Source organism: Poritiphilus flavus, assembly GCF_009901585.1.
GTDB classification, from domain to species: Bacteria; Bacteroidota; Bacteroidia; order Flavobacteriales; family Flavobacteriaceae; genus Poritiphilus; species Poritiphilus flavus.
In genome coordinates, this window is record NZ_WXYO01000004.1 from 269,037 (window position 1) to 294,137 (window position 25,101).

Consider the following 25,101-nt stretch of genomic DNA (forward strand, 5'->3'; position numbering starts at 1 on the left):
GATTGTGGCAGCCTGTTACCAATTGATATCAAAATGCGACAAAAGTACTAAAGATATTGGTTATTTGAGGCGTGGAGGGATTCAGATCGGACAAAACTTAGCTGATCCTCTCCAAATTTGCCCAATACCAGGCCACGGCTTCCTTTAGTCCTTCTTCCATACTGAACCTGGGATCGTACCCCAGTAGCCTCTTCGCTTTTTCAATGGAAGCCAGGGAGTGCGGGACGTCCCCTTTGCGTTCCGGGCCGTGAATCACCGCAATATCCTTTATTTCGGCATCAAATTCAGACAGGTATAGTTTTAGCAATCGCACCAACTCGTTAAGATCCGTACGCTCTCCAAAGGCAACATTGTAAACCGTATTTACCGCTTCTGCTGAATCTGCCGTAATGGAGCGGATATTAGCTTCAATTACATTATCTATATAAGTAAAATCCCTGGAGAAACTTCCATCGCCATTGATGGTAGGGGATTGGTGGCCGATGAGTTGCAATACAAATTTTGGGATCACGGCTGCATAGGCCCCGTTGGGATCCTGTTGCCTTCCAAAAACATTAAAATAGCGCAGGCCGATAGTTTCAAGGCCATAAGTTTTGTTGAAGACATCCGCATACAGTTCATTTACGTATTTGGTGATCGCATAGGGAGAAAGCGGCTTGCCGATCACTTCTTCCACCTTGGGCATGGATTTGGAATCCCCGTATGTAGAGGAACTCGCGGCATAGACCAGTCTTTTTACCCCGGAATCTCGTGCCGCTACCAACATATTCAGAAAGCCGGAAACGTTAACCTCATTACTTGTGATAGGGTCGTTTATGGATCTCGGGACGCTCCCTAGCGCCGCCTGATGCAATACGTAGTCCGCATCCTTACATGCCTCCATGCAATCTCCCAAATTGCGGATATCCCCCTCAATAAAACGAAATTCCGGATGAGATTCAAAGGGAGCTATATTGGATCTTTTGCCTGTTGCAAAGTTGTCCAGGCAAATCACTTTATTGCCATTTTGTAATAACCATTGGCAAAGGTTAGACCCGATAAACCCGGCACCGCCTGTAACCAGTACGGTATGGATTGGGTCAAGTTTAAAATTTGTCATTGAGGTTTATAGTAATACGGATTTTCAAATTCTTTGTGTTCGGCCAAAAGTTCCTGTCGGTTCTTTCTCCATCAGGCGATATCACTTTCTGTCGTTGCCTGTTGCAAAACTACGAAACCGTTTTACCATAATAGTCCAGATACCAATCTATAAATGATTTGACACCGATAGACACGTCCGTATTAGGTTGATAGTCGTAGTCCGCGATCAGGTCGTCCACATTTGCCCAGGTCTTTTCAACGTCTCCGGGTTGAATGGGTAGCATTTCCTTTTGGGCTTCCTTACCCAGGTTCTGTTCTATCTGCTGAATGAAATCCATAAGTTTTACAGAATTGTTATTACCTATATTGTACAATCTGTATTTATCAGCCTGGGCCAGGGAAGCGGTTTCCTGGTTCATGATCCTTGCCACACCCTCAACGATATCATCTATATAGGTAAAATCACGTTCCATCTTGCCGTAATTAAAGACCTTGATGGGTTTGTCATTCACTATGGCTTCGGTAAACAGGAACATGGCCATATCAGGTCTTCCCCAGGGTCCGTAAACCGTAAAGAAGCGCAATCCTGTGGTTGGGATATCGAACAAATGGCTATAGGTATGGGCCATAAGCTCATTACTCTTTTTAGTGGCGGCGTACAAACTTATCGGATTGTCCACATTGTGTTCCACCTTAAAAGGTATTTCCTTATTCAGGCCATATACGCTGGAGCTACTGGCATAGACCAGGTGCTTGATCTTATGATTTCGGCAACATTCCAGGATATTGAGAAAACCCACGAGGTTGCTATCTACATAGGCTTCGGGGTTCTCCAGACTGTAACGAACTCCAGCCTGGGCGGCAAGGTTACACACCTTGTCAAAGTGCTCAGTACCGAATAAGAGTGGAAGAGCATTCCTGTCTTCCAGGTTCATACGTACAAAAGAAAAACTATCCGGGTGAAGACTGCTTACCACCGGTTTGTTGAAAACTTCGGCCTTTTCTCTGGCTATTCCCAATTGTTTCAGGCGATCGTACTTGAGGGAGACATCGTAGTAGTCGTTGATATTATCAAGCCCCACTACCTTGTGTCCCTGCTTCAAGAGCAGTTCACAGAGATGGTATCCAATAAAACCGGCCGCACCAGTTACCAGAATTTTCATGACTGGCCTATTTTGTAATACTTAAAGCCAAGTTCGTTCATTTTATCGCTATCCAGCAGTCGTCTTCCATCAAACACAAAAGCCGGTTTCAACATGGCCTCATATACTTTTTGCCAATCGTATTCCTTAAACTCATCCCATTCGGTAAGAATAGCAATGGCGTGAGCTTCCTTTGCAGCTTCCATAGGGTCCGTTACCACCTTAAGCAGACGTCGGTTCTCCTGTGGATCCCTTGTTTTTAGATAATCGAGATCTGCATAGATAGTTTCCTCAGTTACTTTAGGGTCGTAAACCACTATCTCCGCCTGTTCGTCAAGAAGCGCGTCAGCCACATAGATAGCGGCGGATTCACGGGTATCGTTGGTGTCCTTCTTAAAGGCCCAGCCGTAAAAAGCGATCTTTTTTCCGGAGACCGTATTATATAATGTACTGATGATATTTTCTGCGAAACGCCTTTTTTGGTAGTCGTTCATAATGATCACCTGCTCCCAGTAATCCGCTACTTCCTCCAAGCCAAAACTTCTGGAGATATACACCAGGTTAAGGATATCTTTCTGGAAACAAGATCCACCAAAACCTACGGAGGCGTTTAAGAATTTAGGTCCTATCCTGCTGTCAAAACCAATGGCCCTGGAAACCTCGGCCACATTGGCATCGGTTTTCTCACAAAGGGCCGAAATGGAATTTATAGAGGAAACCCTTTGAGCGAGAAAGGCGTTGGCCACAAGCTTGGAAAGCTCGGAAGACCAAACATTGGTCTGAAGTATACGCTCTTTGGGGAGCCAGTGTTCATATACACTGCTAAGGGCATCCTTTGCTTCCTGTCCGGCCTCGGTCTCTGCACCGCCGATCAGGACGCGGTCTGCATTTAATAAATCGTCAATTGCCGTTCCTTCAGCCAGGAATTCCGGGTTGGAAAGGATCTCAAAATTAACCCCGTTACCCGTGTTCTCAAGTATACTCTTTATTGCTTCGGCCGTTCTAACCGGAAGTGTTGATTTTTCAACTACGATCTTATCTGTCTTGGCCACCCTTGCGATATCTCGGGCGCAGAGTTCTATAAATTTTAGATCTGCGGCTTGTCCTTTTCCCTTTCCATAGGTCTTGGTAGGGGTGTTCACGGAGATGAAGATCATTTCAGACTCGTCTATGGCCTGATCCACCTCAGTGGAGAAAAACAGATTTCGATCCCGGGCCTCACCGACGATCTCTTTAAGTCCTGGTTCGTAAACAGGAAGTTTATCCAGATCTTCGCTGTTCCAGAGCGCGATCCTTTCTTTGTTAATGTCTACCACAGTAACCTTAATTTCAGGGCATTGTTGTGCGATCACGGACATGGTAGGGCCGCCCACATAACCCGCTCCTATACAGCAAATTTTGTTTATTTTCTTCATTTTGATTTAAGGGTAAAACTAATATGGCGCAAAGATTATAAAATATTTTTGGAAGCTTCGACACAATGCTGCCAAAAGCACCTATTTGTATGTCAAATTGCACAATCGGGTTGAAAATCTTATGGTAGCAGGAATTTTGCGCACTACGAGTCATCAGTCCGAATTAGCCGTTTAAAGCATGGCCTTGCTTCAGCTGTTTTGACTCAATTCAGAAATTCTCCCTGCTTTAACGATAAAATTATCCCTTTAACGAAATATATTCGGGATTTTACTTTGTGAATTCTGATAAGTTGTACTTTTACTCAACAGATGCAGCCTGACTTTGAGATTTTTGAAATTTTTCTGCTATATATTTAGTATATTGTATGTTGCAGAATCCGGAATAAACATATATTACTCTCTTAGTTTACCGGAATTCATTTGCCGAGATAAGTAGTTGAAGGGATAGGGCTGACATTAATTTAAAATAGTTAACCATTGGTAACCGCAACGAAAATTTGGCTTTCCTCTCCCCATATGGGAAGCAATGAACAAGCCTACGTTCAAGAGGCATTCGACAGCAACTGGGTGGCACCCCTGGGGCCAAATGTAAATTTGTTTGAAAAGGCTCTGGAAGATTACGTACAGGAAGATGTACATGTAGCCGCACTGAGTTCGGGAACTGCTGCGATCCATCTTGCCCTTGAATTGCTGGGTGTTACTTCAGGTGACCTGGTTTTATGCCAAAGTTTTACTTTTTCCGCTTCCGCAAACCCCATTTTATATTTAGGCGCTCAGCCCGTTTTTATAGATAGTGAGGAAAAGACATGGAATATGTCTCCGGAATTACTGGAAAAAGCGATCCTGGATTGTTCAGCCAAAGGGAAAAAGCCCAAGGCTATCGTCGCGGTACACCTCTATGGCATGCCCTATATGGCAGACGAGATTACCGCTATTGGAAAAAAATACAATATCCCAATTATAGAAGACAGCGCCGAAGCACTAGGTAGCAAGTACAAAGGAAAGAATTGCAGTAGCCTTGGAGATCTTGGAATTTTGTCCTTCAACGGCAATAAAATAATTACCACCTCCGGTGGCGGGGCCCTGGTAAGTAAAAATTTGGAGCACAAGCAAAGAGCGGTATTCCTGGCTACTCAGGCCCGGGATAATGCTCCTCACTATCAGCATTCGGTAGTGGGATATAATTATCGTATGAGCAATGTTCTCGCCGGAATAGGCAGAGGACAGATGGAGGTCCTGGAAGAGCGGGTGAAAGCGAGAAGGGCCAATCACGAATTTTACAAGCAACATCTGGAACATATATCCGGCATTACTTTCCTCGCCGAGCCTGAAGGATTCTTTTCCAACAGGTGGTTGAGTTGTATACTATTGCCGGATTACGAAACAAGAGAAAAAATAAGATTGGCGCTGTTGGAGGATGATATTGAGTCCAGACCACTTTGGAAACCCATGCATATGCAACCGGTGTTCGAAGCGAATCTGTCTTATACCAACGGAGTCTCAGAAAATCTGTTCGAAAGAGGACTATGCCTCCCGAGCGGATCCAATTTAGTAGAGGAAGATCTGAAAAGAATCCTGGCCCTAATCCTCAAAACAATTTAGCATGATTAAGAATTACCTCGTAAGTAACGCACATAGATACGCATCAAAATGGCTCGTTTTGGGTATTGATGTCTTTCTTATCAGTATCTCATTCATGTTGTCTTACCTGATCAGGTTTAATCTGACGTTGAACTTCGATACCAAGCAACTTTTCCTTCAGTTACCCCTGGTTGCCCTGATAGCTCTGGCAGCATTTATTTTTACCGGTTCTTATAAAGGAGTGGTAAGACATACCGGGGTGAGGGATGTCTATAACATATTTAACGCGATCTGTCTGGCCAGTATCCTGACCATTTTCATGGTGATCGTCAATAAGCAGATGGGGTTGATGAAGAATTTCACTATCCCGCTGTCTATTATTATCATACATAGTTTAATCGGGTTTATTGCACTTACTACATCCAGGTATGTTTTTAAGACGCTTTACTATAACCTGGTCAAGAAATTCCATATCAATAAGAATGTATTGATCTATGGAGCAGGGGAGTCTGGTATTCTTACCTACAATGCTCTGACTAATCATACCGCAAGTAACGCAAGAGTCATAGGGTATATTGATGACGATAATAAAAAGGTAGGAAAGAGCATTAACGGTATTAAAGTATATGGCAAGGAGACCATCACGGAATTCTTCCTCAAGAAAAGTGATATTTCCGAGATCATTGTATCTATAAATACGATTGATAACAACCGCCTGCGTGAAATCGTTGAAAGCCTTGTAGACTTTCCGGTACAGGTTAAGATCGTTCCTCCTGTACAGGATTGGATCAACGGGGAGCTCAAGGTTTCTCAGATCAAACAGGTACAGATTGAGGATCTGCTGAACCGGGTTCCTATCAATATCAAGAAATCCAAAGTATCTGATGAGTTGAAGGGGCAGGTGATCATGGTAACCGGAGGTGCCGGTTCCATTGGAAGTGAGATTGTAAGGCAGATAGCCACCTATGATTACAAATCGTTGATCATTATCGATCAGGCGGAGTCTGCACTTTACGACCTGCAGCAGGAATTAAAACAAAACGGCTTTCACAATTTCATCCCTATTGTAGGGGATATCCGGGACAAAAACCGCATGAATACCTTTTTCCAGGAGTACAAGCCAACCATTGTTTTCCACGCCGCGGCTTACAAGCATGTTCCGCTGATGGAATACAATGCTTATGAAGCAATTAAGGTCAACATTGCAGGTACTAAAATGCTGGTAGACCTTTCCCTGCTTTACAATGTGGAGAAATTTGTTTTCGTTTCCACGGACAAGGCGGTTAACCCAACCAATGTGATGGGAGCCACCAAGCGTATTGCAGAGATGTATATCAGTTGTATGCACCAGGAGCAAAAGACCAAATTCATTACAACCAGATTTGGTAATGTTCTGGGTTCCAACGGATCGGTTATCCCGCTATTCAGAAAGCAGATTGAAAAAGGAGGCCCGCTGACGGTAACCCACAAAGACATTACCAGGTATTTTATGACCATTCCTGAGGCTTCGCAATTGGTACTGGAAGCAGCCGCGATGGGTCAGGGTGGTGAGATCTTTATTTTTGATATGGGTGAGTCCGTTAAGATCTACGACCTCGCGAAGAATATGATCAAACTTTCCGGTCTTCGTTATCCGGAAGACATTGATATTAAGGTTACCGGTCTAAGGCCAGGGGAAAAGCTGTACGAAGAACTGCTGGCTTCAGGCGAAAACACATTACCTACCTACCACAAGAAGATCATGATCAGTAAAGTGCGTGAGCTTGACTACTCCGAAGTGCGCTCCAAAATAGACGAACTTTGCGTTTCTAACATGTTCTTCAATGGTGACACTGTAAAGTTGATGAAAGAAATTGTTCCTGAGTACGTTTCTAACAATTCAGAATTCTGTAAGCTTGATGAATCCGAGAAGAAGGCAGTGGACAATAAGGTTCAGAAGAAGGTGTTTCAATCCTAGATTTTGACTATACTTGTACAGAAAATTCCAATTAATATGTTAGAAAAAAGTAACTACTCTCGGTTCTATGCCCCTATGCTCATATCTTTCGTGATATGCTTGTTAACCTCCTGTGCTTCAAAAAAGGACGTTGTTTATTTTCAAAATGCCGGTACCTTTGAAACGCTGGTAGAAAAAAACAACTTTATCCCGAAATTTAAGGTAGACGATTTAGTGAGTATACACGTATCTACTTTGGATAATGAGGCAAGTGTACCCTTTAACCTGTTTAGAGGTGCTCAGGAAGGCGGTATTACACCGCAGCAGGTAGATTATCTGATCGACGGGCAGGGAGAAATAGATTTTCCGGTTGTAGGGAAATTGAAGATCGCGGGATTATCCCCGGAGGAGACCCGCGTGCTCTTACGAGACCGGCTTTCGGAATACCTTAAGGACCCCATTATCAATATACGTTTAAGGAATTTTAGTGTAACGGTTTTGGGTGAGGTCCGAAGTCCAGGTACCTATCCCGTAATAGGAGAAAAGATTACCATCTTAGAGGCCTTAGGTTTGGCCGGAGATATGACTATTAAAGGTCAGCGAGAGAATGTTATGGTGATTCGTGATTTTGACGGTACGAAAGTATATACGAGAATAAATCTCACCGATAAGGACGCTTTGAGTTCACCGGTATATTACCTTACTCAAAACGACGTGGTTTATGTAGAGCCGAACAGGTCGGCCATTACCTCTTCCGCTCTGGACAACAGGGCAACAATAGCAGTTTCAATTGCGTCTGTTCTTATTACCTCTACAGTGCTGTTAATAACAAGGAACTAATACCGATACGCCGGGCTGTAGACAGCCCCATTTAAAAATTGTTTTTTTATGCCCGAGAATATCGAATTAAAAGATGTTATTTATAACTACACCGTCAGGTGGAAGTGGTTTGTATTATCCATTGTTGCCTGTATTGTTTTTGGTTATCTCTATCTGAGGTATACCATCCCGCAGTATGAGGCACGGGCTAAGATCCATATTCTTGAAGATGCCAGTTCCGGCACCGGCCTCGACCTTTTCTCTGAAATGGAGATCTTTTCCGGAATTCAGAATAAGGTGGAAGATGAGATTGCCATTATCAACTCAAGATCCAATTTCATAGATGTTGTAAAGGAATTAGGATTGAATACCAAGATCATGGCAACCGGCCATGTATTGAACACCGAGATCTATAAAGATCCACCGATAAAGCTGAACTTCATTGCGCCGGATTCCGTGATCAACAAAGCGGAGTTCTCTTTTTACCTCACACTGTCTTCTTCAACCACCTTTGGCTACAGTGAGGAGGAGGACAAACCCGTAAAGATCTATGCTTTCGGTAAGGACATCAAATCCCCTGTAGGTGAGATTGTTATCACTCCGAACATCGAAACTTTCAGCAAGTATAAGGACACCAGGATAAAGGTACAGATCACCCCAACCATGCTGGTTGCACAAAACTATCAGAAACGCATCAAGGTCCTGAATCCGGATGAGTATTCCAATATCGTTACACTTTCCCTGGAAGATCCCATCAAAGAAAAGGCGAGAGACATCCTCAACACCCTGATAAGGATATATAATGAGAATGCCATTGAAGATAAGCAGATCATTGCAGACCGGACTTCCAACTTCATCAACGAAAGGATCTCAGATATTTCCGCCAACCTCTCTACGGTGGATCAGGACGCCCAGGACCTCAAAACTAGCCGGGGTCTGACGGACATCCAATCAGAGGCTAACATCAATTTAAATATTGGCGCTGCGAACCAGCAGGAACTTGCAAACTATCGTACCCAGTTAGACATTGCCAGCTCCATGCAGAATTTGGTAGAACAACAGGAAGGTTTTGAGGTACTTCCCGGAAATATCGGACTAAACGATCCGACTATCGCCAGTACCACGGAAAGATATAACCAGCTTGTACTGGAGCGAAAGCGACTGCTTAAAAGCTCCACAGAGAGATCACCGATCATCCAGAACCTGGACCAACAGTTGAGAGGCCTTAAACAAAGCATGCAGTCCAGTTTGAACAGTACGGTAAACAATCTTGGGTTGCAGGTAAATACGCTGAGCGGACAGCAGGCGATAATAAATTCAAAGATCTATTCCGCACCCAGTAATGAAAGGGCATTAAGAGACATTACACGTCAGCAGCAGACTACGGAATCACTTTACTTATATCTGCTTCAAAAGCGTGAGGAAGCTCAAATCGCGGTAGCGTCTACGGCCCCAAAATCAAAGATCATCGATTACGCCTATAACGAAACGGAAGACCCGGTCTCTCCCAAGAGGTCCCTGGTGTATCTGGCTTCGGTGATACTGGGTCTATTGCTGCCATTTACGGTTATCTATTCCTCGGATCTCCTGGATAACAAGGTACAGAATATGCACTCCCTGGAAAAGATCACCAAGAGCGTTCCCGTATTGGGAGAGATCCCAAAACTGGCCAAAAATGAGGAGAAAGTGGTGGTTAAGGATGATAGGTCCATTTTGGCCGAGGCACTGCGTATCATGAGGACCAACCTGGATTACCTGATCAAAGCCAAAAAAGGCCGGGGTAAGCACAACATTATTTTTGTGACCTCCAGTGTACCAGGAGAAGGTAAGACCTTTGTGTCTACCAATCTGTCCATGATACTTTCCGGAACCAATAAGAAAGTGCTATTGCTCGGGGCAGACATACGGAATCCTAAGCTGTATACCTTTTTTATGGGAAGCCAGGTGGATAAACTTACCAAAAGAAGCAAGAACAAAGACGCGGGATTGACAGAATATCTGTACAATGAAGACCTGCAATCCAAAGATATCATTAACCCTATGTTGGTTCACCACAATACCTTTGATGTGATTTATTCGGGCAGGATACCACCTAACCCGGCCGAATTACTGATGAGCGACAGACTGAAGCAGCTTTTAGATGAGATGTCTGAAACCTACGATTACGTCATTGTGGATACCGCTCCGATGATGGTGGTTTCCGATACCTTACTGATCAGTGAATTTGCCGACCTGATAGTCTATGTTACCCGGGCGGGAGTTACTGAAAAGAAGGCGGTTCAATACCCCATCAAGCTAAAGGAAGAAGGTAAAATTAACGGTCTCTCTTTTGTGGTCAACGACGTAAAAGCATCTAATTTAGGATACGCCGGAAAATACGGTTATGGCTATGCCAAAGAACAGAAGAAATGGTGGAGGTTCTAGGATCTCAGGTTCCCCATTGAGCTTTTGCAGCTCATTTAACACCATTCAATTAAACCAAACTACACACAAATAACCAGATTAAAAGAAGCGATTTGCCTGGGTTGATATAGGTGGTTTCCTACAACCAAAAAAGGCGACGGATTTTAGTGTTAATAATGTGATTAAAAACCTCAGTAATTGTAAATTTGACGGCCCGTTCTAAGGATGTGCCTGAAATCCTCTGGTAACCCCCGAAACCATACAGATTACAGAGTAATCCCAACTGGATAAATTAAACAAATTTAGTTGGTTTAAGTACTTTGCCGATTTTCAATCTAGTTTTAACGAAAACCGGTAGGGTATTTACCCTTAAAGTTGTTATAAAGTTATCTTTGTGGGTCGTGTGCGCACGTAAAAAAAACTGCTATAATAACTTGTGAACTATGAGAAAATTATACCCAAAAACCTACTTATCGTTTGCTATTGTCACTCCCTTATTTTTACTGTTTAAGAAGAACTTACGTGAACTGTCTCTGTTGAACACCAGAGGTTTGAGATCTGGCTTGTTTAGCCTTCTATTACTCGCTTTGTTCACAAGTGGATCTATTCACGCCCAGCTTCCGGATGAATTTCAGAAGGTAGACCTGGTTACAGGACTGGCTAACGCCACTACTTTCAAGTTTGCTCCTGACGGACGAATTTTTATTATTGACAGATACGGTGAGGTAATTATCTATAAGCCGGATACGCAGTCTACGGTTTCTGCAGGAACTCTTCCTGTCTTTCACGAGTTTGAGGACGGTTTGTTGGGAATCGCCTTTGATCCGGATTTCTCGACGAACAACTATATCTATTTACACTATTCGCCCCTGGCAGCATCTGTGAACAGGGTTTCTCAGTTTACCATGAATGGGGATGTACTGGACATTTCTTCGGAAGTGGTCATGATCGAATGGACAACCCAACGAACCTGCTGCTTTCACTCTGGTGGGGATCTCGATTTTGATTCCCAGGGAAATCTCTATATAGCAACAGGGGATAATACCAACCACAGCCCATACGCTACTTTTGATGAAAATAATCCTACGGAGAGTTCAGAGAACACTTCCTCCAATATGAATGATCTGAGAGGAAAGATCCTTAGGATCACACCACAGTCCAATGGCAGCTATACCATTCCTGCGGGAAACTTATTCCCAGGAGGAGTAGATGGCTTACCCGAGATCTATGTGATGGGTGCGCGGAATCCCTATCGGATCTTCGTCGACAAAGAAAATACAGACTGGCTGTTTTGGGGAGAAGTAGGCCCTGATGCAGATGTTCCAGGAGGTTCGGGAGAAGGACCCGTTGGATTGGATGAAATTAACCTTACCAAAGCAGCAGGGAATTACGGTTGGCCCTATTTTTCGGGAGATAACGAAGCCTATCTGGTAGATTATGCCAGCACACCATACTATAACAATCCAGCGTCTCCGCAGAACATTTCCGTATGGAATACGGGAGGAACTGATCTTCCTCCGGCTCAGCCGGCATGGTTAGACTTTTTTCACCAGTGCTACTTGTCCGGACCAAGATATTATTACGATGCCAGCCTTACAGACCTTAAAAGACTCCCGGTAGAGTTCGATGGGGTCTACTTTTATTTTGATTTCAATACCAGTAAGATTTGGGCAGTCACCATGGATGCCACTGGAAATATTATAACCAACGAACAATTGGCCCCCTCTGTTTTCCCGACATCCCAGGATGGTTTTCTCGATATGAAGATCGGCCCTGATGGCTTTATGTATATTCTGGCGTACGGAACCGGATGTTGCCCACAGAACGCGGGAACCGGAAGATTGATCAGGGTGGATTACATTGGAATTACTACCAACTCCATTCCTGTGGTTACGCTGGACGCGAGCCCTACCGATGGTATCCTGGATCTGGAAGTTAATTTCTCTAGTGATGGTACTTTTGACCCGGATGGAGATTCTCCTCTGTCTTACGCCTGGGATTTTACCACAGACGGAATCATAGACAGCACAGATCCTAATCCTACCTTCACGTATACCACTGAAGGTACCTTTAATGCTCAACTTCGTGTGGATGACGGTAACGGTGGAATAGGAGTAAAGAACGTTACCATATATGCAGGCAACACCAAAGCTACATTTGATTTTACATCTCCTGTGGATGGTGGTTTGATAGGATGGGGGGATGATGTTGACATAGACCTGGAAGTAACCGATGAGCAGGACGGAAGTACCTCCGGAGGAGAGATAGATTGCGATGACGTAAATGTGGTTCCTTCACTTGGTCACCTGAACCACTTTCACGATGAAGCTACACTTAATGGATGCCCACAAACCGTAACCCTGGGGTACGAAGGTCACCAAATTGGGGGGGAAGCGGATCTGTTTTTCGTCCTTGGAACAAACTATACGGATACCGGTGGATTGATCTCCTTCGATCAGATAAGACTTCACCCCAAACGCAAGGAGGCGGAGTTCGCCGATTCGGAAAGTGGAACCGTACTGATCAGTAATACGGACCCCTGGGGTGGAGGTAACTCGGCTATGCGGGTAGATAATGACGGTTATATCGTCTTTGAAGGAAGGAACCTTGCAAATATTACCGGGGTAAAGTACAGGGTAGCCTCAACCATGGCCGGAGGATCCATAGAACTTAGATTAGGAAGTCCAACCGGTACCTTGGTAGTCGCTACTAACGTTCCGAATACCGGTGGTAACTCCAACTGGTTGGACGTTGAAAGCAATTTAACCAACCCGGGAGGAAAGAACGACCTGTATTTTGTCTTTAAGAACGGGGGCGTCACTTCCGATATTTTTGACCTTAACTATGTAGAATTCCTTGGAAACGGGGTCTCTACGGATAATACGCCTCCGGAAGTGGTTTCCGTGGTGGCGGAAGACAATAATACAATTCGGGTAGATTTTTCCGAATACGTAAGCCAGGCTACGGCAGAAAACCTTTCTAATTACAGTATAGACGGAGGCATTTCCGTGAACGCGGTGGCTTTACAAGAGAATGATCAATCGGTATTGATCACTACCTCAAACCTAAGTTCCGGGGTTACCTATAATCTGACAATAAGTAACGTTCAGAATCTGGTAGGTCTGCCTGTTGTGTCCGATAGTTATTCCTTCTTTATATTTAATGCGGTACGCATCAATGCAGGAGGTCCTGAGGTCACCGCAGACGGAGAGACCTTTGTCGCGGATCAGTACTTCAATGGAGGAGATACCTATACAGACGCCATCCCTATAGAAAATACAGATGCTGATCAGTTGTATCAGTCGGAACGCTATAGCACATTTTCTTATGAAATTCCTATTCCGGTTGCCGGCGAATACGATATACGTCTGCACTTCGCGGAGATATTCCTTGGGGTCCCCAGTGGAAATCCGGGAGGCGGCGCCGGAGATCGCGTATTCAATGTGGCCATTGAGGGTGAAGAGGTATTAGTCAATTTCGATATTCTGACCGAAACCGATCCGGCCACAGCCCTGATCAAAACTTTTGATAATTTCAGCATAACTGACGGAACAGCCAATATACAGTTTACCCCAGGGGTAGACAATCCAAAGATATCGGCTATAGAGATCTTACCTCCGGATACCTTCCAGGCGACACCGGACATTACCATAATTTCGCCTTCTAATGGTTGGGATGTTAATCAACCTTTTGAGGTTAACTTTACGGTAGAGAATTGGGAGATCGCCGTTGGCAGTACTCATATGCACTATTTTATTGATGGTGTTATGGTGGGGCCACATTACAGCTATGGCCCTATCACTATAGATGGATTAAGTCTTGGGAATCACACCATAAGACTTGAACTATTTGATGCTTCTCACGTTGGCACTGGTGTTTTTGATGAAATAACGGTCAATGTTACAGCTCAGTTAACCTGTAATGACAATCCGTTCCCAGACCAGTGGGTAGTACACGAGATAGAAGATTTTGAGTTGCCCTATCGGGCTGTGTATATCTTCCCGCATTACGATCTTGATGGCGATGGTCTGAAAGATATTGTAACCGGAGGATGGTGGTACAAAAACCCGGGTTCAGCCTCTGGGAACTGGCAGCAAAATGCTATCGGAAGTCCGTTTAATAACGTCGCGCACGTATACGATTTTGACGGGGATGGAGATATGGACCTGCTGGGTACGCAGGGAGCTTACGAAAGTTCGGATATGGCCTGGGCCGAAAATGATGGTTCCGGGAATTTTACGGTTCGAACAAATATTCCTTCAGGAACGGCCACTTTTGGAGAACCTTTCCTGGCCGGACTGGCAGGAGGGGTATTTCAAACTGCGGGCCCCTATCAAATGGCTATAAACTGGAATGGAGCGGAAGATACCGGAGACGCCATGCAACTGCTTACGGTGCCAGCAGATCCTGTTAACACCACCTGGACCCTTGAGAACTTAAGTCCGGATTCCCTGGGTGAAGATGTTAATGAAGGAGATATTAACCGTGATGGTAACCTGGATCTCTTCCAGGGTGGCAACTGGTTAAGAAATAACGGAGATGGTACCTGGACAACTTTTTCAACCGGTGCGACTTACGCAACGACGCTTGATCGTAATCAATTGGCAGATTTTGACAGGGACGGGGATTTGGATGCAGTAGTAGGCCAGCTAGGTCTTGGAAGTGATCCTGATCGCTTTGAGTTTGCCTGGTTTGAGGCTCCGGCTGATCCGGAACAGCCCTGGACCAAGCGGGTTCTGGCTACGGATATTACCGGTAGTTTGAGTGTGTTCGTGGAGGATATTGATTTCGATGGAGATGAAGATATCATTGTTGGGGAATGGCTGCAAGACCATCGCCTGATCGTCTTTGAGAACGACCTATGTGACTCTGGAACCTTTATACGGCAGACTATTGATATGGGAGGAACTGGCTTTGACCATCACGATGGAGCCCAGGTAGTGGATATTGACAACGATGGTGACCTGGATGTGGTCTCTATCGGCTGGGATAACATCATTCCCAGAATATTTGAAAATACAACCGCAGGCCCTTCAGATCCTATAGCTGATGCCGGAGAAGATCAAACCATAACACTCCCAACGAACAGCGTGGTCCTGAATGGTTCAGGAAATGATCCAGATGGAGGGACTATCAATGCATATATGTGGACTCAGGAGAGCGGTCCGAGTACCGCCACGTTATCCGGTGAGGCCACAGCAGACCTGATAGCAGATGATCTTATTGAAGGAGTCTATGTCTTCAGGCTTACAGTTACTGATGATGAAAGCGCAACCGGATTTGACGATGTTACGGTTAACGTGGTTCCGCCTACGGATGCCATAAGAATAAATGCCGGAGGTCCAGCTTATACCTTTAACGGACTGGATTGGAGTGCAGACCAGTATTTCTCTGGTGGCGATACTTTTGCCAATGCCATGGAAATCGCGAACACCTCTAATGATCAGTTGTATCATACGGAAAGGTTTACCACTTCCAGCTCTTTCAGTTATGAAATACCTGTGACCGATGGTACCTATGATCTCAACCTGCATTTTGCAGAAGTGTTCTACGGGGTTCCTAATGGAGATCCTTCCGGAGGTGCCGGTTCCAGGGTATTTAATGTAGATATTGAAGGTGGGCAGGCGCAACTTATGAACTACGATATTTTCGTGGCAGCAGGCGGACCTTCTACCGCAGTGGTTGAGAATTTCACAGGCATTAATGTAAATGACGGTGCTTTGACCATTACGCTCAGCGCGATAGTGGAATTCCCGAAGATCACAGGTATTGAGGTACTTGGTGAAAGTGGCACTCAACCACCTGTAGCCGATGCAGGCGAAGATCAGACCGTAAACCTTCCAAACAGCAGTATTGTATTGGACGGTTCCGGATACGACCCTGATGGCGGTAGCATTACGGCATATCAATGGGCTCAGGTAAGCGGTCCGACTACAGCTACCCTTGGCGATGCGAATACCGATAATCTTACAGCGAGCGATCTTGTAGAAGGTACTTACGTTTTCAGCCTTACCGTTACAGATGATGAAGCTGAAATGGGAACAGACCAGGTTACTGTTGAAGTGCTACAGGGAGCTCTGTCACTTCGAATTAATTCCGGTGGACCTGCTCTGACCTTTATGGGTGAAGATTGGTCTGCAGACCAGTATTTCCTGGGTGGCGGAGTATTTAGCGACCCAATAGCTATCGCCAATACTGAAAATGACGAGTTGTATCAGACAGAACGGTTCAACACCTCAGGTATCCTGACTTATGAGATACCGGTGGCATCTGGTGATTATAACATTAATCTGCACTTTGCAGAGATCTTTTTCGGAGTTCCCTCCGGGGATCCTACCGGTGGCGAAGGTTCCAGGATATTCGATATTGATATTGAAGGAGGACAGCAAACCATGGATAATTATGATATTGTTGCTGCGGCAGGTGGAAGCGCGACGGCGGTTATTGAAACTTTCAGCAATATTACGGTTAACGATGGTAGCCTTACTATAATATTGACCTCAGTTGTAGAGAACCCAAAGATTTCGGGTATTGAAGTATTTGGTTCCGGAGCGCCTATCGCGGATGCAGGTCCGGATCAGACCCTTACCCTGCCTACAAACCAGATAATGCTCAGCGGTTCAGGATTCGATCCTGACGGCGGGGATATTACAGCCTACCTCTGGACCCAGGAAAGTGGTCCTAGTACGGCCACCCTGGCAGGTGAAACTACCACTGATGTTACCGTGAGTGACCTGGTAGCCGGTACCTATACCTTTAGGTTGACCGTCACAGATGACGAGAACGATACCGGTTTTGACGAGGTAATAGTAACGGTCCAGCCGGAAGGAGGCGGTGAACCTCCTGTGGCTGACGCAGGGGCGGATCAGACCATTGTGCTTCCAACGAACTCAGTAACACTCAACGGTAGCGGAACCGATCCGGATGGAGGAGATATAACAGCTTACCTTTGGACCCAGGAAAGTGGCCCGGGTACTGCGACACTCTCAGGGGAGACCACGGCTACATTGACAGCTTCCGACCTGGTAGAAGGCGTTTATGTCTTTAGACTTACAGTTACGGACGATGAAAGCCAGACCGGTTTTGATGAGGTAACCGTGACCGTATTACCGGAAGGTTCTAATTTGCCGCCGGTAGCCGTGATCAACGCGGATCCGACCAGCGGAAATGCACCGCTACAAGTAACCTTCAGTGCAGCAAATTCTACGGATGATATGGGTATAGTGAGTTACCTGTGGGAATTCGGAGATGGTAGCACCTCTACGGATATGGAAGCCAGCTATACCTTCAATAATCCGGGAACATACGAAGTGACTCTGACTGTGGAAGATGCTGCCGGCCTTACAAATTCGGCAACAGTGACCATAACAGTTGAGGCGGTGGCTGATAAAATGAAAGCAATTCTCGAGTTAAATCCTACCCAGCAAGGCGTAGCGAGAGTGCAAATACTGAATCAGCCAGGTGATACTGAGATTTTTGGAGTGCGGATCTATGATGTAGGTGGAAGACTGGTTAGCTCGTATTTGGGAGAAGAGCTGCAAACAATTCAGGGAGCCTATATTATCCCGGTTGATACCCATAGGAATGGAGTGTATTTCTTAAGGCTCATCATGAGCGAAGGAGAACCCTTCCTTTTGAAAATGGTCATTAGAAACTAATACAGTTCTAAAGATAAAATTGGGAAGAGGACTTGCTTTGGGGCAGGTCCTTTTTCTTTTGTAGCGCTAGTAAAATACTTCTATGGTCTGCCTGATCAATGGCAAGACTTGTCTGAGTACTTTTCTTGGCAAAGACAATTCCTTAAGTGTTTTTAATTGATGGAGATTATGAACATCCGAAGCCACGTAGTCTATCAGTCCATTTTCTAAAAGCTTCAGGGCCATTTTGGTGGTCTGCTTCCCGTAATAATCCCCCAGGGATAACAGATTGAGTTGGAAGAGCATTCCCCTTTCCTTATAATCCTGAAATTTCCTTTGACGTTGGTAAAGGAAAACGTAACGTTCCGGATGCGCCAGAATAGGGTAGTAGTGGTTCTCCGCGATTTTGATCAAAGCCTTATCAAAGTTAATAGGTGGTTGCAGGAAGCTCATTTCCACGAGCAGGTATTCCTTTTGCATTGGCATTACCTGACCCTTTCCAAGAATACTCTCAAAATTATCGTCTATCATATGTTCAGCCGCAGCGGCAATGACCACATCTTTCAAATCATTTTTAAGAAGCTCGTTCTGTAGTGTTGCCAAAGCACCCTCTATGGTCTCCCTTGTGTTAGGATAGTAATTGTGCATGATATGAGGTGTGGCGATAAAACGCGAAATACCAAACTCCCCAAAGCCTTTGATCAGCGCAATGGAGTCCTCAGCAGTTTTAGCACCATCGTCAATACCCGGAAGAATATGATTGTGCATATCCACATAATGGCTCAAGTGATCGACCAGGTATTCCTTTTTGGCAAAAATTTGAAACATCAAACACAAATTTCTGCGCAAAAATAGTATTTCTGTGGATAACAGCGCTCATAGTGCGTCTGGGAATCTGATAATGGTTCAGAACAGTCGGCTTCTGACCTTTACTAGCTCATTTACAGTTCTATATCAACCCAAAATCCAATTTTCAGTAAAAAATATCAGATCAGCAACGTCAACCACCCCCTTTTCTGTTGCCATTGGCCTATAAAATCAATACGATCAACGAATAAAACAGCGGTCTTTTCCGAAGTAGCCACAAACAAAATATTTTTAATGCCCTAGTCTATTTCCCCAGGTCTGTTTTTTGTTTCACCAAACCAACCAAAAAAATGGATCACAGCTACTCCTTCACGTCTAGACTTCGGTATATTCTACCCTTTTTTGTTTTTCTAATTTTTGTTTCCGCTCTGCAGGCACAGATCAATTTTGCTCAGAGCGAGCTTAATTTTAACGGTAACGGCAACGTTAATGCCGGTGTAACTTCCTTGATGTATGGTCCTGATGGGCGCCTTTATGTTGCGGAGTATCCCGGTACAATCAAAATATTCACGGTTACCAGGAATAGTTCCAATGACTATGCTGTTACCGCTGTAGAATCCTTATCAAGTATTACGGATATCGTAAATCACAATGATGACGGTACAGAGAACCTTTCTGAGACCCAAAGAGAAACCACAGGTCTGGCGGTCGCCGGTACGGCAACTAATCCGGTGATATACGTAAGTTCCAGTGATTTTCGTATTGGAGCCGGAGGCGGAGGAGGAAAAGGTGATGTGGGTCTGGATACGAATTCCGGTATCATTACCCGTATTAGCTGGAACGGGACCTCCTGGGATGTGGTTGACCTGGTCAGGGGCTTACCCCGCTCGGAGCAAAACCACGCGATTAACGGATTGGAGTTCACAACCATCAATGGGTCGGACTATCTCATCGCTTCGCAGGGCGGACACACCAATGCCGGTGCCCCTTCGACAAATTTTGTGCATACCTGCGAATACGCGCTTTCCGCCGCGGTACTTTCCGTTAATCTAAGTATGATCAACAGCCTGTCAATCCAAACAGACAGCAATGGAAGAAATTATATTTATGACCTCCCCACTTTAGACGATCCCACCCGGCCCAATGCAAACGGGATCACGGATCCGGATACCGCCGGATATGACGGGGTGGATGTGGACGATCCGTTTGGGGGCAACGATGGCTTAAATCAGGCTATAATAGACCCGGCCGGGCCGGTCCAGGTCTTTTCTCCCGGATATCGAAATACCTACGACCTTGTGGTAACCCAGGCAGGGGCCGTCTATGTAACGGACAATGGCGCGAATGGCGGCTGGGGCGGATTTCCGGAAAATGAAGGTGGTGGAAGTGTAACGAATAATTACGACTCCAGTGAACCCGGTAGTACTTCTTCTTCCGGAGGAGAGCAGGTAAATAATGCGGACCACCTGCAATTAGTAACCACAGATATTCAGTCTTATTCCTTTGGAAGTACATATGGTGGCCATCCAAATCCTATAAGGGCAAATCCGGCAGGAGCAGGCCTTTACACCACACCAGGTGCTGGTACAACAGGCGCGGTTTTCAGAACCCAGATCTACGATCCGGATGGATCTACACCGGGTTCTACCACCGATCCTAACCTTGGGTTACCCGCGAACTGGGCCAGCATTGTACCTGCCGCAAACCCTGTTGAAGGCGATTGGCGCGGACCTGGCATCAGTAATCCTGACGGGCCTGATGATGCACCGGTAACCACCTGGAGCAACAACACTAATGGTATTGATGAGTACACCGCTTCTAATTTCGGGGGTGCTTTACAGGGTAATCTTATTGCCGGTGTGAACAGTGGCGTTCTTAGACGGGTAGAACTCAACCCGGACGGAAGCCTTGATACACTTACATCCAGCTTTGTTTCCGGTCTTGGGGGTAACGCCCTCGGTGTAAGCTGTAACAGTGATTCGGAAATCTTTCCCGGAACCATCTGGGTAGGTACCCTGAACGGGAAGATCATTGTTTTGGAGCCTAATGACCTGGTTGTTTGTATCAATCCCGGAGAAAGCGGTTACGACCCCTCAGCGGATTACGACAGTGACGGTTATACCAACCAGGATGAAGTGGACAATCAGACTGATCCCTGTAGCGGCGCTTCACAGCCCGCGGATTATGATAAATCCGCAGGTGCGCCACTGATTTCAGATCTTAACGATACTGACGACGATAACGACGGGATTTTAGATCAGAATGATCCTTTTCAATTAGGAGATCCGGGGAATTCCGGAAGTGACGCGTTTACCTTGCCCGTGCAAAACGGACTTTTTAGTGACCAGCAAGGCTTAGGTGGGATTTACGGACTTGGGATGACCGGTCTTATGAACAATGGGGATCCGAACCCGAACTGGCTCAATTGGCTGGACGATCGGGGACAAGGCCCGAATCCGGACGATGTTTTAGGTGGGGCAGCCGGCCTGATGACTTCTCATATGACATCAGGAACCGCCAACGGAACTGCGAATACCCAGGAAAAAGGCTATCAATACGGTGTTCAGGTAGACCAATCAACCGGTATTTTTACCGTATCCGGGAAATTGATCAATTTCAATGGGCCGCTGCAACTATACGGGAACACTGCTGCGGTAAACGGGGAGTTGGGGATCTTTATGGGTGATGGTACCCAAAGTAACTTTATAAAATTCGTGCTCACCACTGCCGGACTCATAGCTTCTCAGGAGATCAATGATATTCCACAAACACCTGTGAACGTGTCTATAGATATAGCTAACCGGCCTCAAAGTGAAATAGTGCTTTATATGGTGGTCAACCCGTCAGATGGGAGTATAAGCCTGGAATATGATCTGGACGGCGGAGCCCGTCAGATAGCCGGGACCCTGACGGCCACAGGCAGCATACTCAATGCTATCCAGCAAAGCAATACGGCCCTTGCCGTAGGTTTCCTGGGAACCTCAAATACCGATGGAGTGGAACTTGAGGGTACCTGGGATTTTCTTAATGTAGTGCCGGAAAACGTAAACGAAAACCTTCGTATCAATGCGGGAGGCGTTTTAATAACAGCAACGGATGCCCAGGGAGACTGGCAGGCAAATAATGCAACAGGCAGTTTTAGCGGGGCAGGTTTTTCGGTAAATACCGGTAATATATTCAACGGTGGCCTGCTTTATGCCAACAGGCATAGTTCTATTCCTTCTTATATAGATGAAACCAGCTTTAACGCGATTTTCGCCCAGGAGCGCTGGGATCCGGCCAGTGGTGAAGAAATGGAGTTCACTATCCCCCTGATCAACGGGGATTATACGGTAAACTTATATTTGGGTAATAGTTACAATGGGACCAGCCAGGTGGGTCAACGTGTATTTGATATAGAGATAGAAGGGAGCCTTGTGGAAAACGATCTCGATTTAGTTAGCGCTTTCGGACATCAGTCCGGAGGTATGCTGTCCTATAACGTTTCATTGATCGATGGGGCATTGAATATCAGATTTGTACATGGAACCATTGAAAATCCCTTGATAAACGGTATTGAAATTGTATCAAATGTCATACCGGATGTACCTATCGTAGTGCAGCCGATTGCAGACCAAACCAATACTGTAGGCGAACAATTGGATGGAAGTCTGGGAGTTCAGGCATCAGGGGGCGATGGTAACCTGGCGTACTCGGCCACTGGCCTTCCTCCGGGAATTACTATTGAGCCCACTTCAGGGGAATTGGGGGGTACAGTGGCGACAGGAGCCGATGCTAACAGCCCGTACAATGTGATCATAACCGTGGATGACAGCGATGGAAATACCAGTGATACGGTATCTACAAGCTTTATGTGGACCATTTTGCCTGAACCGACCCCGCCAGTTTCTGAACTCAGGATCAATGCAGGGGGTGGCTTCCTTAGCGCCACGGATTCCGGAAGTGATTGGGTAGCTAATGATGGGCCAGGGGGCTATACCGGTTCGGGATATTCCGTAAACAATGGTAACATATTTAACGGAGGATTGCTCTTTTCCAATAGGCATAGCTCTGTCCCCTCTTATGTCGATGAGGCTACCTTTAACACCATTTTTGCTCAGGAAAGATATTCCGATCCCGGAGAAAATATGGAATTTACAGTACCCATGATCAATGGTGATTATACCGTCAATCTCTTTTTGGGAAATAGCTTCGGTGGAACCAGTGAAATCGGTCAGCGGGTGTTCGATATAGAAATTGAAGGGGTCATTGCTTTTCCAAACCTGGACCTGGTCGCGGAATTCGGTCACCTCTCCGGTGGGATGGTCTCTTACGATGTGATCCTTGCAGACGGAGAGCTGAACATAAGATTCCTCCAGGGGCTAGTTCAAAATCCTTTGATCAATGCCATTGAGATCGTTCCAACCCAGACCGACCCGGATCCTGATCCGGATCCTGAAGTACTTTGGGTGGAGGACTTTAACGATTTAAGCAATGGTGTTACTCAGGATAGTGGTCCAACCGCCTGGGATTCAAACCGGGATAGCGGATTATTTGAAGTTCAGAACGGGGCTTTCACCACTTCGCAAAACAGTGCCAGTCCAGGGGTGTGGACCTCGCAGCTTATCCCTATCAGCACTAATGTCTCCATAAGTATCGATATTGATGATGGAGATAATAACAAAGAAACAGCGGATTTTATTCGTGCTTTATACAGTCTGGATGGAGGAACCCCGGTACAGTTCGGGGAAGCAAGGGATGATATTTCCGCCCAGACCTTCAGTGTTTCGGGCCTTAGCGGCAGCTCCCTGCAGATCATAGTGGAAGCTGATGTCAGCTGGTCCGATGAATACTACTATTTTGATAATGTTACGGTTTCAGGAGACCCTGTAGAAACCTATCAACTTACGGTTCAGTCAGGTAACGGGGGAGGAGCATACGCTGCCGGAACCTCCGTTATCATAGTCGCGGATCCGGCACCTTCGGGCCAGGAGTTCGATGCATGGACAGGAAATACGGCTGCCCTGGCAAGCACTTCAGATGCAACGACCACTTTGACCATGCGCGCTTCGGATATTACCGTCAGCGCGACTTACAGGGACTTACCTCCCGGAGATTTACCCTGGACCGAGACCTTTGATGGTCTTGCCAATGGCACAACTTCGGATAGTGGTAATACGGCCTGGACATCCAGTCGGGATAATGGTGTGTTTGAAGTCCGTGACGGGGTATTCTACGTTAACCGAAACAGTAGCAATCCGGGAATCTGGACTTCAGAGGAAATTGTGATCAATGGTACGGTTACAGTATCTGTGGATGTGGATGACAGAGATAACCGCAAGGAGAATGCAGACTTCCTGAGGGCATATTATGCGGTTGATGGTGGATCACCGGTTATGTTTGGAGAGGTGCGCAATGATATATCTGCTCAGACCTTTACAGCATCAGGAATTAATGGAAGTACTTTACAGATCATTGTGGAGGCCGACGTCAGCGCGCGCCGCGAGATCTATGTCTTCGATAATGTCTCCGTGGTTGCGGATGCCGGGCAGTCTGCTCCGGCCGGTCTGATCACCTCAAAAGCAGCCTTGCCCGAGCTGGAAGATGGAATAACCACTGATTCTGAGTCCACCGATGATATTCTGACGCGATTCCAGCTATATCCTAATCCAGCGGTATCTGAGGTTACCATTGCAGCTCCTGAAGGATCTGAAGCTGTTACGGATATTCACCTGTTTACCCTGGGTGGACAACTGATAATGCGGTTCGATGGTCAGGAAGTAAAAACCGGAACGAATCGATACGTACTCGATATCAGCACCCTGCCGGAAGGCTTATATGTGATTAGGATTTTAGGACGTTCGGGGCAAATACAAAGCCAGAGATTGGTAGTAGGAGATTAGGGTTGAAAATGTAGCAATGTACTAATGTATCAATGAATCAATGTGCCAATGAGGTAATTTGAAAATGTAAAACTGTAAAACTGTGAAATCGAGGAATTGAGAATTCGAAAATAAAACAATTTAGCAATGAATCAATTTAGCAATGATCTAATTCTCTAGCGTCTAACAGTCCAACAATCTAGCTGTCCAGTGATCCAACCATTCAAGGTATGAATGTGGAATTGTAAAACTGTAAAACTGTGAAATCGAGGAATTGAGAATTCGAAAATGTAACAATTTAGCAATGAATCAATTTAGCAATGATCTAATTCTCTAGCGATCTAACAGTCCAACAATCTAGCTGTCCAGTGATCCAACCATCCAAGGTATGAATGTGGAAATGTAAAACTGTGAAATTGT

Annotated in this window: 10 protein-coding genes; 6 read left to right on the forward strand and 4 right to left on the reverse strand. The window is 45.6% G+C overall.

Annotated elements, in window-relative coordinates; translation table 11 throughout:
- Nucleotides 1–97: 97 nt before the first annotated feature.
- The 3 genes from GTQ38_RS10200 to GTQ38_RS10210 form a co-directional block, all read right to left on the reverse strand.
- A complete protein-coding gene (locus GTQ38_RS10200) occupies nucleotides 98–1,099 on the reverse strand; it encodes an SDR family oxidoreductase (RefSeq protein WP_161435407.1) in 1,002 nt (333 codons plus the stop codon).
- 109 nt (nucleotides 1,100–1,208) lie between these two features.
- Entirely contained in the window at nucleotides 1,209–2,243 is a 1,035-nt protein-coding gene (locus GTQ38_RS10205) for an NAD-dependent epimerase (RefSeq protein ID WP_161435408.1), read from the reverse strand.
- Nucleotides 2,240–3,637, reverse strand: a complete 1,398-nt coding sequence (locus GTQ38_RS10210; protein ID WP_161435409.1) for a nucleotide sugar dehydrogenase — start codon at nucleotides 3,635–3,637, stop codon at nucleotides 2,240–2,242. Before GTQ38_RS10210 ends, GTQ38_RS10205 begins: the two co-directional genes overlap by 4 nt.
- Before the next feature lie 477 nt (nucleotides 3,638–4,114).
- On the opposite strand from GTQ38_RS10210, the gene GTQ38_RS10215 reads away from it, so the two are divergent.
- The 5 genes from GTQ38_RS10215 to GTQ38_RS10235 all read left to right on the forward strand — a co-directional run bounded on the left by GTQ38_RS10215 (nucleotide 4,115) and on the right by GTQ38_RS10235 (nucleotide 18,034).
- On the forward strand, nucleotides 4,115–5,239 hold the full coding sequence (locus tag GTQ38_RS10215) for a DegT/DnrJ/EryC1/StrS family aminotransferase (protein WP_317169064.1): 1,125 nt from the start codon (nucleotides 4,115–4,117) through the stop codon (nucleotides 5,237–5,239).
- 1 nt (nucleotide 5,240) lies between these two features.
- Nucleotides 5,241–7,175 (forward strand): polysaccharide biosynthesis protein, encoded by a 1,935-nt coding sequence (locus GTQ38_RS10220; RefSeq protein ID WP_161435410.1) that lies wholly within the window; start codon nucleotides 5,241–5,243, stop codon nucleotides 7,173–7,175.
- Nucleotides 7,176–7,211: 36 nt separating this feature from the next.
- On the forward strand, nucleotides 7,212–7,994 hold the full coding sequence (locus GTQ38_RS10225; protein ID WP_238857897.1) for a polysaccharide biosynthesis/export family protein: 783 nt from the start codon (nucleotides 7,212–7,214) through the stop codon (nucleotides 7,992–7,994).
- Nucleotides 7,995–8,042: 48 nt separating this feature from the next.
- Entirely contained in the window at nucleotides 8,043–10,397 is a 2,355-nt protein-coding gene (locus GTQ38_RS10230; protein ID WP_161435411.1) for a GumC family protein, read from the forward strand.
- 422 nt (nucleotides 10,398–10,819) lie between these two features.
- Nucleotides 10,820–18,034, forward strand: coding sequence for a PKD domain-containing protein (locus tag GTQ38_RS10235; RefSeq protein ID WP_161435412.1), 7,215 nt, complete (start codon nucleotides 10,820–10,822; stop codon nucleotides 18,032–18,034).
- A gap of 66 nt (nucleotides 18,035–18,100) precedes the next feature.
- Here GTQ38_RS10235 and GTQ38_RS10240 read toward each other — a convergent pair whose 3' ends face one another.
- Nucleotides 18,101–18,841, reverse strand: a complete 741-nt coding sequence (locus GTQ38_RS10240; protein WP_161435413.1) for a tyrosine-protein phosphatase — start codon at nucleotides 18,839–18,841, stop codon at nucleotides 18,101–18,103.
- A gap of 329 nt (nucleotides 18,842–19,170) precedes the next feature.
- Here GTQ38_RS10240 and GTQ38_RS10245 point away from each other — a divergent pair, with 329 nt between their 5' ends.
- Nucleotides 19,171–24,702: a malectin domain-containing carbohydrate-binding protein gene (locus tag GTQ38_RS10245; protein ID WP_161435414.1), complete on the forward strand. Its 5,532-nt coding sequence runs from the start codon at nucleotides 19,171–19,173 to the stop codon at nucleotides 24,700–24,702.
- Nucleotides 24,703–25,101 lie beyond the last annotated feature (399 nt).

Excerpts from the sequence above, each read along its gene's own strand:
- GTQ38_RS10200 (WP_161435407.1), bottom strand. The coding sequence starts at position 1,099 with ATGACAAATTTTAAACTTGACCCAATCCATACCGTACTGGTTACAGGC.
- GTQ38_RS10205 (WP_161435408.1), bottom strand. The coding sequence starts at position 2,243 with ATGAAAATTCTGGTAACTGGTGCGGCCGGTTTTATTGGATACCATCTC.
- GTQ38_RS10210 (WP_161435409.1), bottom strand. The coding sequence starts at position 3,637 with ATGAAGAAAATAAACAAAATTTGCTGTATAGGAGCGGGTTATGTGGGC.
- GTQ38_RS10220 (WP_161435410.1), top strand. The coding sequence starts at position 5,241 with ATGATTAAGAATTACCTCGTAAGTAACGCACATAGATACGCATCAAAA.
- GTQ38_RS10225 (WP_238857897.1), top strand. The coding sequence starts at position 7,212 with ATGTTAGAAAAAAGTAACTACTCTCGGTTCTATGCCCCTATGCTCATA.
- GTQ38_RS10230 (WP_161435411.1), top strand. The coding sequence starts at position 8,043 with ATGCCCGAGAATATCGAATTAAAAGATGTTATTTATAACTACACCGTC.
- GTQ38_RS10235 (WP_161435412.1), top strand. The coding sequence starts at position 10,820 with ATGAGAAAATTATACCCAAAAACCTACTTATCGTTTGCTATTGTCACT.
- GTQ38_RS10240 (WP_161435413.1), bottom strand. The coding sequence starts at position 18,841 with ATGTTTCAAATTTTTGCCAAAAAGGAATACCTGGTCGATCACTTGAGC.
- GTQ38_RS10245 (WP_161435414.1), top strand. The coding sequence starts at position 19,171 with ATGGATCACAGCTACTCCTTCACGTCTAGACTTCGGTATATTCTACCC.